Source organism: Variovorax multivorans (assembly GCF_051216835.1).
GTDB lineage: Bacteria > Pseudomonadota > Gammaproteobacteria > Burkholderiales > Burkholderiaceae_C > Variovorax.
In genome coordinates, this window is record NZ_JBPJZL010000006.1 from 59,231 (window position 1) to 73,874 (window position 14,644).

A 14,644-nucleotide genomic window follows, 5' to 3' on the forward strand; every position below is an offset into this window, starting at 1 on the left:
ACCATGAACACGATGACGACAACAACGACTGCAACGGCCGCGCCTCCTTCACCTTCCGTGTGGCGCGCCCCCGAAATCTCGCTGCGCTGGTGGCCCGTGTTTTTGCGCAACCTGCTGGTGTGGCGCAAGCTCGCCATTCCCAGCCTGATCGGCAACATCGCCGAGCCGCTGATCTGGCTCGTGGCCTTCGGCTACGGCATGGGCGCGCTGGTGGGACAGGTGTCGGTCGACGGCGTGAAGGTGCCGTACATCCTGTTCCTGGCCAGCGGCTCGATCTGCATGAGCGCGATGAACGCGGCGAGCTTCGAGGCGCTGTACTCGGCGTTCTCGCGCATGCACGTGCAGAAGACCTGGGACGGCATCATGAACGCGCCCGTCGGACTCGACGACATCGTGATGGCCGAGATGCTGTGGGCGGCGTTCAAGTCGATCTTCACCGTGACGGCGATCCTGTTCGTGATGCTCGGGCTGGGCATCAGCCACAGCCCGAAGCTCATCGTCGCGTGGATGGTGCTGATCGGGGCGGGCATCACCTTCTCGTCGATCGCGCTGATCTTCAATGCGCTGGCGAAGGGCTATGACTTCTTCACGTACTACTTCACGCTGTTCATGACGCCGATGATGTTCCTGAGCGGCGTGTTCTTTCCGCTCGAGCAACTGCCCTCCGCCGTCAAGGCCGTGGCGGCGTGGCTGCCGCTGACGAATGCGGTGGCGCTGGTGCGGCCGCTGTTCATGGACCAGTGGCCAGCCGACTGGTGGCTGCATGCGGCGGTGCTGGCGGTGTATGCGGTGGTTGCGTTCTGGATTGCGCTGGCGTTGACGCGCAAGCGGTTCAAGGGGTGAGGCTGGGTCTCTTCACCACCTGCAGCTGCATGACTCCCGCAGTCCGGGCCCGCACTTCGGGCGAAGCCAGGCAAGTGGCAACCGCCTCGTAGCCGGGCGCGCCGGGATAGGGCGCCACCTGGGTCGGCGGGCTGTGGTTGGCGGGGCAGAGGATGATGGTTTCGTCCGGGCCGACTGCCGACAGATCGAGGATGGCGCAGGAGCGGGTGAGCATGAAGAGGGGTCGCGCGCCGGGCCCGCGGCGGCGCAGCCAGGCAATCAATGCCTCCTGGGTTGCGTGGTCGAGGCCTTGCTCGATCATGTCGATGACCAGCGCATCCGGCCCATCGGCCTCCAGCCCCGTGAGCAGTGCGATCAAGGCATCCGATGGCGTGGCGCCATCTTCCGTGAGCCAGGTCAGGGCTTCATCGACGCGGGACTTCAGCAGGGGAGCGGCATCCAGCCGCGACTTTGCCGCTGCCACCTCGTCATCTTCAAGTCTCTCCAGACCCAGCATGGTGGCGTTGGGCAGTGTCCTGGCGAGGCAATGCGCCAGCCGGGTCTTGCCGCTGCCTAGCGGACCGATGATGTAGTTCAGGGAGCGGATGTCGCGAAGCTCGAAGGGCTCTCCGCCCCATGGCCACGGCAGTTCGAATGCGACGCGGACCTCTGCAGCAGGTGCCAGCAGGCCTGTGAGTTCGCTGATGCTCGGCGTCCGGCCTTGCGCGAGTTCGCTTCGCACGCCACGGACCTTGTCGACCGTGCGAGCAAGCTGGCGAAGCTGCGCTTCCAACGCTATCTGGTGCGCCGCCAATGTTTGCTCAAGGCCTTGGGAGTTACCTTCCAGCGCCCGCTCCACCTGCGCAAGGCTGAAGCCGAGCGCGCGAAGCGCGACGATCTCGGCGGCCCGGGACATCTCCTTCTGGCCATACGCCCGCCACCCCGCCGCGGTACGACCAGGCTCCACCAACCCGCGCTGCTCGTAAAGCCGCAAGGCCTTGGCCGAAACACCGAGCCGCCTCGCGGCTTCGGATGGACTGAAAGAGCGAGCGGTGGATTGCATGAAGAGAACCTTTTTCGACGTTCTTCTCTTTTTAAGGGCTGCCCCAGGGGCCGGGTCAACAGGCGGACATGAAAGTTGGATTCACTGGTCTTGCAGGCAGGTTCAGAATGCCCTTCCCGGCCGACTGTAGCTTCCGCTGAAACCAACGCTTGCAAATTAGATTGCACACAATCTAATTGCTCGCTACAATTCAGCCCATGCGCTCCACCCCAGTCCCTGCCGACGAAATGCTCAAGCTGGACAACCAGCTGTGTTTCGCCGTGTACTCCGCCTCGCTGGCCATGACACGGCTCTACAAGCCGGTGCTGGAAAAGCTGCAGCTCACCTACCCCCAATACCTCGTGATGCTCGCCCTCTGGGAACAAGACGGCCTCATGGTCTCCGAGCTCGGCGAGAAGCTCTCGCTCGACTCGGGCACGCTCACGCCGCTGCTCAAGCGCCTCGAAGCCAACTGCTACGTGGCCCGCGTTCGGGACGTGGCCGACGAACGCCGCGTGCACATCACGCTGACATCTGCCGGCCGCAGGCTCAAGAGCCGCGCATCGAACGTGCCGGCCTGCCTGATGGCCGCAGCCCAGTGCTCGGTGCCCGAACTTATTTCGCTTACCCAGCAGATCCAGACCCTGCGCGACCGCATCAAGAAGGCAGCCTGACGCAGCGCAACATTTTTCTCCCGCTTCGGTCGATCCCGTCAAGAGAGAACGAAGCCTTTCACCACCCTCCCTCCGTTTCATCATCACCAAAGGAATCACCATGACCACCAAGCTCGACAAAGTTCTCTACACCGCAGAAGCCCACACCGTCGGCGGCCGTGACGGCGCAGGCAAGTCCAGCGACGGCGCCATCGACGTCAAGCTGAGCTCGCCCGGTTCCGGCAAGCCCGGCACCAACCCCGAGCAGCTGTTCGCGGTCGGCTATGCTGCCTGCTTCATCGGCGCGATGAAGGCCGTCGGCCCGAAGATCGGCGTGAAGGTGCCTGAAGACGTCGCCATCGACTCCAGCGTTTCCCTTGGCCCGACGAACGGCGGCGCTGCTTACGGCATCGCCGTGAAGCTGGCGATCACGCTGCCCGGCCTGGATGCAGATGCCAAGCAAAAGCTGGTCGACACCGCTCACCAGGTTTGCCCGTACTCGAACGCCACCCGCGGCAACATCGACGTCGAACTCACCATCGCCTAAGCTCCCCCGAGCACACGCGAACAAGCGGTCCGGCCACAAGCCGGGCCGCTTTTTTCATGCCCGCCGATGTCTCACGGGTGACGCCAAAACCCGCCGCGAGATAGCGCCTTTCATCAAGCTTGGCTAACGTAGCTGGACACCAACTGCCAGGAGCCCCGCTCATGAGCACCACCAGCTTCCTCATCCGCAAAGACCAGCTCACCACCACGCGCCTGCACACCGCCACCGACGAGGCGCTCGCCGACGGCCAGGTGCGGGTGCGCATCGACAGCTTTGCGCTCACCTCCAACAACATCACGTATGCCGCCTTCGGCGACGCGATGAGCTACTGGCAGTTCTTCCCGAGCGGCGAAGAAGGCTGGGGCAGCATCCCCGTGTGGGGCTTTGCGAGCGTGGTGCAGTCGCTGCACCCGGGCGTGGCGGTGGGCGAGCGGCTCTACGGCTACTGGCCGATGGCCTCGGCCACGGTGCTGAGCCCCGGACGGCTCTCGCCCGAGCGCTTCACCGACGTGGCGCCGCACCGCGCGGAACTGCCTGCGGTCTACAACCAGTACTTCCGCTGCACGAGCGACCCGCTCTACACGGCCGACACCGAAGACACCCAGGCCCTGCTGCGCCCGCTGTTCATCACCTCGTGGCTGATCGACGACTTCATGGCCGACAACGATTTCTTCGGCGCAAAGACCATGCTGCTGTCGAGCGCATCGAGCAAGACGGCCTACGGCACTGCCTTCCAGCTGCACCAGCGCGAAGGCATCGAGGTGATCGGCCTGACCTCGCCCGCCAACGTGGCCTTCTGCGAAAGCCTCGGCTGCTACGACCGCGTGGTGACCTACGACGCGCTCGACACCATCGCGGCCGACACGCCCTGCGTGTACGTCGACTTCGCCGGCAACGGCGCGCTGCGCAACGCCATCCACGAACGCTTCGCGAACCTCGCGTACAGCAGTTCCATCGGCGGCACGCACGTCGAGCAGCTTGCGACCAAGGGCGCGGGCAAGGAACTGTCGGGCCCGCGCGCCACTCTGTTCTTCGCGCCGGCACAGATCAAGAAGCGCACCACCGAATGGGGCGCCGAGGAGTTCGGGCGCCGCATGGTCGCGGCCTGGCACAACTTCCTGGCCACCGTCACCGATGCAAAGGCCCCCTGGCTGCACGCCGAACACCACGATGGCGGCGAGGCGGTGCAAGCCGCCTACGCGCAGGTGCTCGCGGGCAAGGGCGACCCGCGCACGGGCCATATCCTTTCTCTTTACAAACAACCTGCGAACGCGTGAGCCCGCGGGGCGCCGTGTGGCGACAATCGCCGCATGACCCTTTCTTCCGCGGCGCCCGCGAACACACATCCTTACGAGAGCCTCACGCCAGACGTGGTGCTCGACGCGCTCGCGACGCTCGGCTTGTACGGCGACGGCCGGCTCACAGGCCTGAACTCCTATGAAAACCGGGTCTACCAGGTCTACCTGGAGGATCGCAGTGCCGTGGTGGTCAAGTTCTACCGCCCCGGCCGCTGGAGCGAAGCCGAGATCCTCGAAGAGCACGGCTTCTCGCTCGAACTGGCCGCCGGCGAAGTGCCGGCCGTGCCGCCGCTGGCCTTCGACGGCAAGACGCTGCACCACCACGCCGGCTTCGCCTTCAGCGTGAGCCCCTACCGCGGCGGCCGCGCGCCCGAGCTCGACAACTTCGAAGTGCTCGAATGGGTCGGCCGCTTTCTGGCGCGCATCCACACCGTGGGCAGCGCAAAGCCTTTCGAGGCCCGCCCCGCGCTCGACCTGCAGACCTTCGGCCTCGACTCGCGCGACTGGCTGCTGGAGAACGACAAGATCCCGCTCGACATGCAGCGCGACTGGGAAAAGACCTGCAACGAGGCACTGGACATGGTCCGCGCGACCGCCCTCGCGCTGCAGCCGCCGGCCTCCGACTTCAAGCCCCGCAAGCTGCGCCTGCATGGCGACGTGCACCCCGGCAACATCCTCTGGACGCCCACCGACCGCCCCGGCGGCGGCCCGCACTTCGTCGACCTCGACGACGCGCGCACCGGCTTCGCGGTGCAAGACCTGTGGATGCTGCTGTCGGGTGACCGCGCGCAGCGCACGTCGCAGCTGTCGGGCCTGCTCGACGGCTACGAGCAGTTCCGCGAGTTCGACCGCCGCGAGCTGGCGCTGATCGAGCCGCTGCGCACGCTGCGGCTCATCCACTACAGCGCCTGGCTGGCGCGGCGCTGGGAAGACCCGATCTTCCCGATCAACTTTCCGTGGTTCGGCTCCAGCGACTACTGGAAGGGGCAGATCCTCGTGCTGGAAGACCAGTGCGAGCAGATGGCTGAGGAGCCCCTCTACGCCTGAGCCTGCTCGGCGGCAATGCTGTCCGCCACGCCCTGCAGCAGACGCTCGACCAGCACATTGGCCGGTCCGTTGCGCCAGATGCCATAGGCCTCCGACTGCGCCACCACCCGGTCGAGCGGCCTGAACACTGCGCCGCGCAGGGCTGAATGCCGCATCGCCTGCGGCACCAGCGCCACGCCCATGCCCTGCGACACCAGCGAGACCACGGCCAGCCAATGGCGCACCTCGTGCCGCACCTCGGGCAGAAAGCCCGCGTCGGCACAGATCGACAGGATGCGCTCGTGGTAGTCGGGTGAGGCCTCGCGCGAGAACAGCACGAAGGGCTGGTCGCGCAGGTCGGCCGGCGCCAGCACCCGCTTGCGCGCCAGCGCATGCCCCGCCGGCAGACAGGCCACGAAGGGTTCGGACAGCAGCAGCCGGTGCTGCAGTTCGAGCGGCACGCGGCGCGTGTGGGCAAAGCCGATGTCCAGCCGGTCGTTCAGCAACTCGGTGATCTGCACGCCGGAGTTGAGCTCGCTCAGCGTGATGCGCACCGCCGGGTGCTTCGCCTGGAAGGCACGCAGCGCCTGCGGCAGGCCCCGGTACAGCATCGCGCCCACGAAGCCGATGCGCAGCCGCCCGGCCGAGCCCAGCGCCACGTCGCGCGCCTCGATGGCGGCTTCTTCCGCCTGCAGCAGCACGCGCCGCGCCGAGATGCGCAGCGCCTCGCCGGCGGGCGTGAGCCGCACCTCCTTGCTGTTGCGCTCGAACAGCCGCGCGCCCACGTTGTCTTCCAGCTGTCGGATCGCCACCGACAGCGGCGGCTGCGAGATCGACAGGCGCCGCGCCGCCCGCCCGAAGTGCAGTTCTTCGGCGAGCACGGAGAAGTAGCGCAGGTGCCGCAGTTCCATGGATAGTCAGATCGAATCGAACAAGACCAAATCGATATTAGACACGGATCGTCGCGACTTCAACAATGCGCCAAACCAAGGAAACCATGGAGACAAAGCGCATGTCCGCAGAGCACGCCCATCCGATCCCCGATCGCCACGGCCAGAACCTGTTCACCACCGACGCCGAGCTGCACGCCCTGCTCGCGCTCTACCTGCCCGAAGACCTGCGCCGCCACATGCAGCCGCACTTCGAGCGCCTGGGCGGCCTCGCGGGCGGCCTGCTCGACGAGCTGGCCGGCACCGCCGACCGCAACCCGCCCGTGCTGAAGCAGCGCACGCGCACCGGCCTCGACGAGCAGAAGGTGGTGAAGCACCCCGCCTACGTCGAAATGGAACGCCTGGCGCTCAGCGAATTCGGCCTGGCCGCCATCTCGCATCGCGACGACACGCTGGGCTGGAAGGGCAAGATGCCGCCGCTGGTCAAGTACGTGCTGACCTACCTGTTCGTGCAGGCCGAGTTCGGCCTGTGCTGCCCGGTGTCGATGACCGATTCGCTCACACGCACGCTGAAGAAGTTCGGCAACCCGGAGCTGGTCGCCAAATACCTGCCGCGCCTGAGCTCGCTCGACTTCGACGAGCTGGCGCAAGGCGCGATGTTCATGACCGAGCAGGCGGCCGGCTCAGACATTGCCGCCACCGCCACGATGGCGCACCAGGAAGCCGACGGCAGCTGGCGCCTCACGGGCGACAAGTGGTTCTGCTCCAACCCCGACGCCGACTTCGCGATGGTGCTGGCGCGTGCCGATGACGGCCTGCCCGGCATGAAGGGCGTGTCGCTGTTCCTGCTGCCGCGCCGGCTCGAAGATGGCAGCCTCAACCACTACCGAATCATCCGGCTGAAGGACAAGCTGGGCACGCGCTCGATGGCCAGCGGCGAGATTCGCCTCGAAGGCGCGGTCGCGTACCTTGTGGGCGAAGCGGGCCGCGGCTTCGTGCAGATGGCCGACATGGTCAACAACTCGCGCCTGTCGAACGGCGTGCGCGCCGCCGGCCTGATGCGCCGCGCGGTGGCCGAGGCCGAGTTCATCGCATCGGAGCGCCGCGCCTTCGGCCGCACGCTCGACCAGATGCCGCTGATGCAGCGCCAGCTCGACAAGCTGCGCCTGCCGGCCGAACAGGCGCGCACGATGGTGTGCCAGACGGCGCTGGCGCTGGCCCGTTCCGACGCGGCCGAGCCCGATGCATACGCACTACTGCGCATCCTCACGCCGCTCATCAAGTTCCGCGCCTGCCGCGATGCGCGCAAGGTCACGGGCGACGCGATGGAAGTGCGTGGCGGCTGCGGCTACATCGAGGAATGGAGCGACGCGCGCCTCGTGCGCGACGCGCACCTGGGCTCGATCTGGGAAGGCACGAGCAACATCGTGGCGCTCGACGTGATCCGTGCGGTGAAGCGCGAAGGCTCGCTGCCGGTACTGCGTGCGCACTGCGCAAAGCTGCTGGGCGATGCGGCGCTCGCTCCTGGCTTTGCGAAGGCCTTGCACGATGCGCTCGACCGCGCCGCCGCGCTGACCGAGACTGCCGCGCGTGAAGGCGGCGACGTGCTCGCGCGGCAGGCCGCATCGGCGCTTTATCACTGCACCAGCGCCATCGCGATGGCCTGGGAGGCTGCGCGCAGCGGCTCCGCACCGCGCCTGCGCTGGGCACAACTGGTGCTGCTGCACCGCGTGTTGCCGCGCGATCCGCTGTCGCCCGATGCCATGCCCGCGGACTGGAATGCCGCCACCGTTCAATCCACGACGGTGCCGGCCTGAGCCTCTTTCCCTCATACAAAAACGGAGACATCCCTTGAAACGCTTCACCTTCCTGCTGGCCGCCTGCGCCACGCTGCTGACAGCAATGCCCGCAGCACATGCGGCCGACGCCTTCCCCACCAAGCCCCTGATGCTGGTCGTGCCCTTCCCACCCGGCGGCCCCACCGACGCGATGGCGCGCACGCTCGCCGCCGAGATGAAGGATCGACTCGGCCAGCCCATGATCGTGGAGAACCGCGCAGACGCGGGCGGCAACATCGGCGCCGAGTACGTGGCGCGCGCCGAGGCCGACGGCCACACGCTGCTGTTCGGCACCTCGGGCCCGTTGGCCATCAACGCGAGCCTCTACCGCAAGATCAACTACGACCCGGTGAAGAGTTTCTCGCCGGTGATCCAGGTCGGCTACCTGCCCAACATCCTGGTGGTGAACCCCGCGCTGCCCGTAAAGACCGTGCCGGAACTCGTGGCCTACGCCAAGGCCAACCCCGGCAAGCTCAGCTATGCATCGTCGGGCAACGGCGCGTCGTCGCACCTCGCGGGCGTGTTGTTCAACTCGGTGGCCGGCACCGACCTGCAGCACATTCCCTACAAGGGCACTGGCCCCGCGCTCAACGACCTGCTGGGCAACCAGGTCAGCATGACCTTCACCGACATCCTCACCGCGCTGCCTTACGTCAAGGCCGGCAAGCTGCGCGCACTGGGCGTAGCCACCGTCGCGCGCTCGCAGGCGCTGCCCGACGTACCGACGATTTCGGAGCAGGGCTACAAGGGCTACGACGTGAGCGTGTTCTTCGGCATCGTCGCACCGGCCGGCACGCCGGCAGATCGCGTGAGCAAGCTCAACCACGCCTTCGCCGAAGTTCTCAATTCCCCCAAGGTGAAGCAGATGTTCGCGGCGCAGGGCCTCGAGGCCTCGGCCGATACATCGCCGCAGAAGCTCGGGGCGTTCATCGGCAGCGAGTCGGTGAAGTGGAAAGACGTCGTGAAGAAATCGGGGGCGCAGCTCGATTGATGGAGCTGCGTTGTTCGGGGCGCGCTCACGCCGACGGGGGACATTCGCGGAGGGGAGTACCCGGTGGCCTGTGCACTCGCCCCGAATGAACGAACAAAATAAATCCAAGGACCAGAAATGACACAAGCCCAAGGCGCCCTCGCAGGCATCCGAGTCCTCGACATCTCCCGCATCCTCGGCGGCCCCTACTGCGGCCAGATCCTCGGCGACCATGGGGCCGACGTGCTCAAGGTCGAGCCGCCGCAGGGCGACGACACGCGCACCTGGGGCCCGCCTTTCAGGGAAGGCGTGGCCTCGTACTACCACGGGCTCAACCGCAACAAGCGCGTGCAGCACCTCGACTTCTCCACCGAAGAAGGCCGCACTGCCCTGCTCGCGCTGGTGGCCGAGGCCGACGTGCTGATCGAGAACTTCAAGACCGGCACGATGGAACGCTGGGGCATCGGCTACGAGGCGCTGTCGCAGCGCTTTCCGCGCCTCGTGTGGTGCCGCGTGTCGGGCTTCGGTGCCGACGGACCATTGGGCGCGCTGCCGGGCTACGACGCCGCCGTGCAGGCCATGACCGGCATCATGAGCATCAACGGCGAGGCCGATGGCGGTCCGCTGCGCGTGGGCCTGCCGGTGGTCGACATGGTGACTGGGCTCAACGCGGTCATCGGCGTGCTGCTCGCGCTGCAGGAGCGCCAGCGCAGCGGGCGCGGGCAGTTCGTGGAGGCGGCGCTGTACGACAGCGGCCTGTCGCTGCTGCATCCGCACGCGGCCAACTGGTTCATGGACGGCACCGAGCCGCGCCGCACCGGCAATGCGCATCCGAACATCTATCCCTACGACGCGCTGGCCACCGGCACCGACCCGGTGTTCGTGGCCGTGGGCAACGACCGGCAGTTCGCCAGCCTGTGCCGCTGCATCGGGCTGCCCGATCTGGCGGACGACCCGCTCTACCGCACGGCCGGCGCGCGCTCGGTGCACCGCGACGGGCTCAAGCAGCAGCTCGAGGCGGCAATGGCGGCCTTCGACGGCCGCGCGCTGGTCGAGCAACTGATGGCGGCCGGCGTGCCTGCCGCGCCGGTGCTGCCGGTCGATGCCGCACTGCAGCATCCGCACACGCTGCACCGCGAGATGGTGGTGGAGATGCCCGGCGGCTATCGCGGCATCGGCGCGCCGGTGAAGCTGAGCCGCACGCCGGCAAGCTACCGGCATGCGCCACTCACGCCGGGCGATGCCTTCCTGCCGCTGGACGATTCAATGGAGCAGTGACGACCGGCCGCGGCCGATACCGTAATACGCGATGCCCGCAGACTCGACCTCTGCCGCGTCGTAGACATTGCGGCCATCGAAGATCGCCGGCGTGCGCAGTGCCTTCGCGATGCCCGCGAAATCAGGCCGCCGGAACTCCGCCCACTCGGTGACGAGCGCCAGCACATCGGCGCCCTGCAGCGCGTCTTGCGACGTGGCGCACCAACGCAGGTCTTCGCGCTCGCCGATGAGGCCGCGTGCGTTCGGCATTGCCGCCGGGTCGTACACCTGCACGCGCGCACCGGCAGCCCGCAGCCGCTCCAGCAGCACGAGGCTCGGCGCATCGCGCATGTCGTCGGTATCTGGCTTGAAGGCCAGGCCCCATATGGCGATGGTCTTGCCTGCGATGCGGCCTTCGAAGTGGTGCGTCATCAGGTCGAACAGTCGGCTCTTCTGCTCGTGGTTCGTGGCCTCGACCGCCGAGAGGATGCGCAAGGCATGGCCGTCGCGGTCGGCCGCGTACCTCAGCGCCCGCACGTCTTTCGCAAGGCACGAGCCACCATAGCCCGCACCCGCCTGCAGGAAGTCGGGCCCGATGCGCCGGTCAGCGCCGATGCCGCGCCGCACCATCTCGATGTCGGCGCCCGCATGCTCGGCCAGGCGTGCCATCTCGTTCATGAAGCTGATGCGGGTGGCGAGCATGGCGTTGGCCGCGTACTTGGTGAGCTCGGCCGAGCGGCGGTCCATCACCAGCAACTGCTTCTTCGGGTCCTCGATGAAGGGTTCGTAGAGCCGGGCCAGCAGATCGATGACCCACGGGTTTTCGCTGCCGATCACCACGCGGTCGGGCCGCCGGCAATCGCGCACGGCCGAGCCTTCGCGCAGGAACTCGGGGTTTGCCGCCACCGCGATGCGAAGCCGCGCGCCGCGTTGCGAAAGCTCGCCGCTCAATACCGCTTCGACCTGATCGGCAGTGCCCACCGGCGCGGTCGACTTGCACACGACCACCGCCTCGCGGTCGCGGTGCCGCCCGATGCCGGCAGCCACGGCCATCACATGGCGCAGGTCGACGCGGCCTTCGGCGTCAGCCGGTGTGTTCACCACGATGAAGAGCACGTCGCCGTGCAGGCAAGCCGCGCGCTCGTCGGCCGTAAAGCGCAGCGTTCCCGCGGCCAGCCCGGCGGCCACCAGCGCCTCCAGGCCCGGTTCGTGCAGGGGCATAAGGCCGCGTTGCAGACCCTCGACGCGGGCCAGGTCGGCGTCCGCGCACAGCACTTCGTGGCCCGCTTCGGCCAGGCAGGCGGCGAAGCTCAGGCCCACATAACCGGCGCCGAAGATGCTGACTTTCATGGGCGCGCCCATGGCGCACGGCACTGGTGGCGGGCGCGGTTGTGCGATAAAAGCAGGATGCAAGCCTTCAAAACTATGTCCGGACAGGAAAATTCGATGATGCCCGATCAAGTTGCCGCGCGTTGCGCGCTGGTCCTGGAGACCAACAACCTGCGCGGCGGAGCCGATGCCGAGGCCAGGGCGGGCACCAGCCTGCAGCGTCTCGTCGCCCTGCTGGCGAAGCAGAAGCTGCCGCTGAGCGCGCTGGCGCAGGTGGTCGTCACGCACGACGGGCTGAGCCCAGCCACCTGCGAAGCCGTGAGCAAGCTTGCAGGCCGCCCGGTCGACTTCGTGCGCATCGACGCCACCACCGGCTACTACGACGCCAAGAACGTCGGCTTCGAGGCCACCGATGCGCAGCGCTGCACACACGTGGTGTTCGCCGATGCCGACTGCCTGCCCGACGACGACTGGCTGCTGCAGATGCTGCTGCCGTTCACGCGGAGCGATGCGCCAGCGGTGGTGGCCGGACGCACCAGCTATGCGGCCAACGTGGTCGGCACTGCGCTCACGACCATCGACTTCATGTATTTTCCCAACGCGGACCATGCCGGCGCGACGAGCAACTTCTACGCGAACAACGTGGCCTTCCGCCGTGACGTGTTCGAACAGCACAGCTACCAGGCACTCGACGGCGTGTACCGCGCGCACTGCCAGGTGCTGGGCATGCGACTGAAAGCGGCGGGCGTGCCCATCTACTACGCGGCGCAGGCCCACACCGAGCACCGCCTGCCCGACACGCGCGCCGAGGCGCTCAAGCTGCGCTGGATGCGCGGGCAGGACACGTACTCGCTCACGCCGCACCTGCTGCGCAGCTACGTATCGCCGCGCTGGCAATGGCTCGCGAAAAGCGGGCCGATCGGACCGTTGGCCGTGCTGTTCACTCGACTGGGTTTCAGCGTGAAGGCGCTGAACCACCAAGACCTGCCGCCACTGCGCGGGCTGCGCTGGCTGGCGGGCGTGGCGTTGATCCTCGGCTTCTCGGCCGTCGACATGCTGGGTGCGTTTGCGCGCGGCATCGGGTGGCACACCACGGGCAGCACCAACGCGGATGCCCAGGCGCTTTCGTATCACCGGCCCTGAACGCCTTCCGCACCTTCCTTCTCCTCCAGAAGAACAACAAGACAAGAACATGCCAATTCGCTCTTCATTCATCGCTCGCCAACTGACGCTCGGCCTCGCGCTTGCAGGCGCCTTCACGCTGGCGAGTGCCGCCGACTTCGTCGGTCGCGGCGTCTTCAACTTCAAGTCCGACGCCGGCTGCCCCTTCGCCGCACTCGCGGGCCCCGGCAACGACTGCAACCGCCTCGCCCTCGACGACCCCGACACGCGCGCCGCGCTCGACAGCGCCGCCCACACCATCCGCTTCATCAACACGCGCAGCTACAAAGAGAAGACCATCGTCGGCGACGTGCTGCTGCAGGGCTCAGGCCAGGCGCGCAGCGGCCAGCGCGTGCCGCTGACCTTTCATGCGCTGCTGAGCCGCTCGGGCAGCGAATGGTCGGTGAGCAGCCACGCGCACTCGCCCGTGGGCGGCGAGTTCAACGACATCCGCATCGACCCGTACCAGATCGTGGTGGTGAACGAGGCAACCACCGACCACGTGCTGCTCACGGCCGAGCAGGTCGTCGAGGCGCTGGCCAAGCCTTCGCTGACCGCGCGCCTGGCCAACGTGCTGGTGCAGGTAGAAGACAACCGCGCGAATGGCGCAAGGGACGCAGACATCACCATCGGCCTCGGCCTGAGCAAGGCCTCGAAGTCGGTGGCGCGCGCGCGCTTTCATGCGCCGGCTGCCAGAGGGATGCAACTGGCCGAAGCCATGCAGCAGGGCAACTGGACGCTGGAGCTGCAGGCGCTGAGCGGCCAGATTCCGCACCAGGTGGTGCAGCGCGACCTGTTCCTGTACGGTCTCGAATCGCAGTCGCTGCTGCAGCCGTTGCTGCAACGCGGCTTCCGCAAGAACGAGAAGCTCGTGCTCGGCGCCACCAACGGCAAGGGCTATGTGCGCTACGACGGCCAGCAACGCGAATTCGCGGGTGCCGATGCCGCCGCGCGCGCCTTCCTGCAGGACAGCTTCATCGGGCTGGTGCTGGGCTGGCAGCAGCAGACACCACAGACCACGAAGGCCAAGGCCGATGGCCGCTGAGCCAGCCGACAACATCGCAGCCGGCTTCGACTGCCTCTCTGCGCCCACCTTGCGCGGCTGGCCGGCCCTGCAGGCCCGCCTCGTGCACCACGTCAAGCGCGCCGCACTGCGCCAGCTGCATGCGAGCAATGCGGGTGAGATGCTGTTGCTGCGCTTCTATCTGGTGGGCGAGGAATCATCCGAGCAGGCGCTGCAGCGCGAACTGCGCATCGCCCCGCCCGAGTGGCTGGTGCGCCAGCTCGACCAGCACCTGGCCGACGAGCAACACCATGCGCGGCTGTTCGCGCAGGCCATCGTCGAGCGCGGCGGCAACGCGCAGGCGGCCGCATCGCCCGAAGAAGCGCCGCAGCCCGACTGGTTCAGCCGCCGCAAGCTCGCGCGCTGGCAGGCGCTCATTCGCCGCCATGCGCCGCACTTCGCGCACGGTGGGCTGGTGCCGGCCTATGCCATCGGCCTCTCGGCAGAGCAGATGGCCTCGCGCATCCTGCAGCGCCATTGCGCGCTGATCGGCCCGCAACATGCGCTGCACCCGCTGCTGTCGCGCGTGCTGGCCGATGAAGACCGCCACATCCGCCTGTGCAGCCACACCTTGCAGCGCTGTGTGGCGCCGCATGAAGAGGCGCGACTCGCGCAGTTGATGCGTGAGGTGCGCGACACCGAGCGCGGCTTCGGCGTCACGGGCGCGCTCGGCATGTGGCTCGCCGGCGTTGCGCTGCGACTGCGCCCCGGCGCAACGCGGCCGGTGCAGCACCAGCATCACGCCTGA

14 protein-coding genes are annotated in these 14,644 nt (G+C 67.5%); 11 read left to right on the forward strand and 3 right to left on the reverse strand.

The window, feature by feature from the left end; translation table 11 throughout:
• The first annotated feature begins 3 nt into the window (after positions 1 to 3).
• The gene (locus ACSFCA_RS16510) at positions 4 to 843 is read left to right on the forward strand and encodes an ABC transporter permease (RefSeq protein ID WP_258352467.1); all 840 of its coding nucleotides are present in this window, start codon (positions 4 to 6) and stop codon (positions 841 to 843) included.
• Here ACSFCA_RS16510 and ACSFCA_RS16515 read toward each other — a convergent pair.
• The gene (locus ACSFCA_RS16515; RefSeq protein WP_435460503.1) at positions 833 to 1,885 is read right to left on the reverse strand and encodes a MerR family transcriptional regulator; all 1,053 of its coding nucleotides are present in this window, start codon (positions 1,883 to 1,885) and stop codon (positions 833 to 835) included. The genes ACSFCA_RS16510 and ACSFCA_RS16515 overlap by 11 nt on opposite strands.
• A 197-nt stretch (positions 1,886 to 2,082) precedes the next feature.
• Between ACSFCA_RS16515 and ACSFCA_RS16520 the strand changes: the two genes are divergently transcribed.
• The 4 genes from ACSFCA_RS16520 to ACSFCA_RS16535 all read left to right on the forward strand — a co-directional run bounded on the left by ACSFCA_RS16520 (position 2,083) and on the right by ACSFCA_RS16535 (position 5,409).
• A complete protein-coding gene (locus ACSFCA_RS16520; RefSeq protein WP_435460502.1) occupies positions 2,083 to 2,538 on the forward strand; it encodes a MarR family winged helix-turn-helix transcriptional regulator in 456 nt (151 codons plus the stop codon).
• Positions 2,539 to 2,638: 100 nt separating this feature from the next.
• Positions 2,639 to 3,064 (forward strand): organic hydroperoxide resistance protein, encoded by a 426-nt coding sequence (locus ACSFCA_RS16525; RefSeq protein WP_093058675.1) that lies wholly within the window; start codon positions 2,639 to 2,641, stop codon positions 3,062 to 3,064.
• Between the two features lie 161 nt (positions 3,065 to 3,225).
• Complete coding sequence (locus ACSFCA_RS16530) at positions 3,226 to 4,341, forward strand: DUF2855 family protein (protein WP_435460501.1); 1,116 nt, start codon at positions 3,226 to 3,228, stop codon at positions 4,339 to 4,341.
• A gap of 33 nt (positions 4,342 to 4,374) precedes the next feature.
• The gene (locus ACSFCA_RS16535) at positions 4,375 to 5,409 is read left to right on the forward strand and encodes a serine/threonine protein kinase (protein WP_258352463.1); all 1,035 of its coding nucleotides are present in this window, start codon (positions 4,375 to 4,377) and stop codon (positions 5,407 to 5,409) included.
• Here the strand turns inward: ACSFCA_RS16535 and ACSFCA_RS16540 are convergent.
• The gene (locus ACSFCA_RS16540; RefSeq protein ID WP_435460500.1) at positions 5,400 to 6,299 is read right to left on the reverse strand and encodes a LysR family transcriptional regulator; all 900 of its coding nucleotides are present in this window, start codon (positions 6,297 to 6,299) and stop codon (positions 5,400 to 5,402) included. The genes ACSFCA_RS16535 and ACSFCA_RS16540 overlap by 10 nt on opposite strands.
• Before the next feature lie 101 nt (positions 6,300 to 6,400).
• Here ACSFCA_RS16540 and ACSFCA_RS16545 point away from each other — a divergent pair, with 101 nt between their 5' ends.
• The 3 genes from ACSFCA_RS16545 to ACSFCA_RS16555 all read left to right on the forward strand — a co-directional run bounded on the left by ACSFCA_RS16545 (position 6,401) and on the right by ACSFCA_RS16555 (position 10,364).
• Positions 6,401 to 8,095, forward strand: coding sequence for an acyl-CoA dehydrogenase family protein (locus tag ACSFCA_RS16545; protein WP_435460499.1), 1,695 nt, complete (start codon positions 6,401 to 6,403; stop codon positions 8,093 to 8,095).
• Between the two features lie 34 nt (positions 8,096 to 8,129).
• Positions 8,130 to 9,107 carry a Bug family tripartite tricarboxylate transporter substrate binding protein gene (locus ACSFCA_RS16550; protein ID WP_435460498.1) on the forward strand — a complete coding sequence of 326 codons (978 nt, stop codon included), beginning with the start codon at positions 8,130 to 8,132 and terminating at the stop codon, positions 9,105 to 9,107.
• A 117-nt stretch (positions 9,108 to 9,224) separates the two neighbouring features.
• On the forward strand, positions 9,225 to 10,364 hold the full coding sequence (locus ACSFCA_RS16555) for a CaiB/BaiF CoA transferase family protein (protein ID WP_435460497.1): 1,140 nt from the start codon (positions 9,225 to 9,227) through the stop codon (positions 10,362 to 10,364).
• On the opposite strand, the gene ACSFCA_RS16560 is transcribed toward ACSFCA_RS16555, so the two are convergent.
• Positions 10,350 to 11,693, reverse strand: coding sequence for a UDP-glucose dehydrogenase family protein (locus tag ACSFCA_RS16560; protein ID WP_435460496.1), 1,344 nt, complete (start codon positions 11,691 to 11,693; stop codon positions 10,350 to 10,352). The two genes, ACSFCA_RS16555 and ACSFCA_RS16560, sit on opposite strands and share 15 nt — an antisense overlap.
• A 96-nt stretch (positions 11,694 to 11,789) precedes the next feature.
• On the opposite strand from ACSFCA_RS16560, the gene ACSFCA_RS16565 reads away from it, so the two are divergent.
• Genes ACSFCA_RS16565 through ACSFCA_RS16575 form a run of 3 tightly spaced genes read left to right on the forward strand, consistent with a single transcriptional unit; the run spans position 11,790 to position 14,644 of the window.
• Positions 11,790 to 12,815, forward strand: a complete 1,026-nt coding sequence (locus ACSFCA_RS16565; protein ID WP_435460495.1) for a glycosyltransferase family 2 protein — start codon at positions 11,790 to 11,792, stop codon at positions 12,813 to 12,815.
• 49 nt (positions 12,816 to 12,864) lie between these two features.
• Entirely contained in the window at positions 12,865 to 13,878 is a 1,014-nt protein-coding gene (locus tag ACSFCA_RS16570) for a hypothetical protein (RefSeq protein WP_435460494.1), read from the forward strand.
• Positions 13,868 to 14,644: a hypothetical protein gene (locus ACSFCA_RS16575; RefSeq protein WP_258352455.1), complete on the forward strand. Its 777-nt coding sequence runs from the start codon at positions 13,868 to 13,870 to the stop codon at positions 14,642 to 14,644. Before ACSFCA_RS16570 ends, ACSFCA_RS16575 begins: the two co-directional genes overlap by 11 nt.

Bases quoted from the DNA above. Each gene is read 5' to 3' on its own strand.
- ACSFCA_RS16510 (WP_258352467.1), top strand. From the start codon at position 4: ATGAACACGATGACGACAACAACGACTGCAACGGCCGCGCCTCCTTCA.
- ACSFCA_RS16555 (WP_435460497.1), top strand. From the start codon at position 9,225: ATGACACAAGCCCAAGGCGCCCTCGCAGGCATCCGAGTCCTCGACATC.
- ACSFCA_RS16575 (WP_258352455.1), top strand. From the start codon at position 13,868: ATGGCCGCTGAGCCAGCCGACAACATCGCAGCCGGCTTCGACTGCCTC.
- ACSFCA_RS16560 (WP_435460496.1), bottom strand. From the start codon at position 11,693: ATGAAAGTCAGCATCTTCGGCGCCGGTTATGTGGGCCTGAGCTTCGCC.
- ACSFCA_RS16570 (WP_435460494.1), top strand. From the start codon at position 12,865: ATGCCAATTCGCTCTTCATTCATCGCTCGCCAACTGACGCTCGGCCTC.
- ACSFCA_RS16535 (WP_258352463.1), top strand. From the start codon at position 4,375: ATGACCCTTTCTTCCGCGGCGCCCGCGAACACACATCCTTACGAGAGC.
- ACSFCA_RS16520 (WP_435460502.1), top strand. From the start codon at position 2,083: ATGCGCTCCACCCCAGTCCCTGCCGACGAAATGCTCAAGCTGGACAAC.
- ACSFCA_RS16515 (WP_435460503.1), bottom strand. From the start codon at position 1,885: ATGCAATCCACCGCTCGCTCTTTCAGTCCATCCGAAGCCGCGAGGCGG.
- ACSFCA_RS16525 (WP_093058675.1), top strand. From the start codon at position 2,639: ATGACCACCAAGCTCGACAAAGTTCTCTACACCGCAGAAGCCCACACC.
- ACSFCA_RS16565 (WP_435460495.1), top strand. From the start codon at position 11,790: ATGATGCCCGATCAAGTTGCCGCGCGTTGCGCGCTGGTCCTGGAGACC.
- ACSFCA_RS16540 (WP_435460500.1), bottom strand. From the start codon at position 6,299: ATGGAACTGCGGCACCTGCGCTACTTCTCCGTGCTCGCCGAAGAACTG.
- ACSFCA_RS16530 (WP_435460501.1), top strand. From the start codon at position 3,226: ATGAGCACCACCAGCTTCCTCATCCGCAAAGACCAGCTCACCACCACG.
- ACSFCA_RS16545 (WP_435460499.1), top strand. From the start codon at position 6,401: ATGTCCGCAGAGCACGCCCATCCGATCCCCGATCGCCACGGCCAGAAC.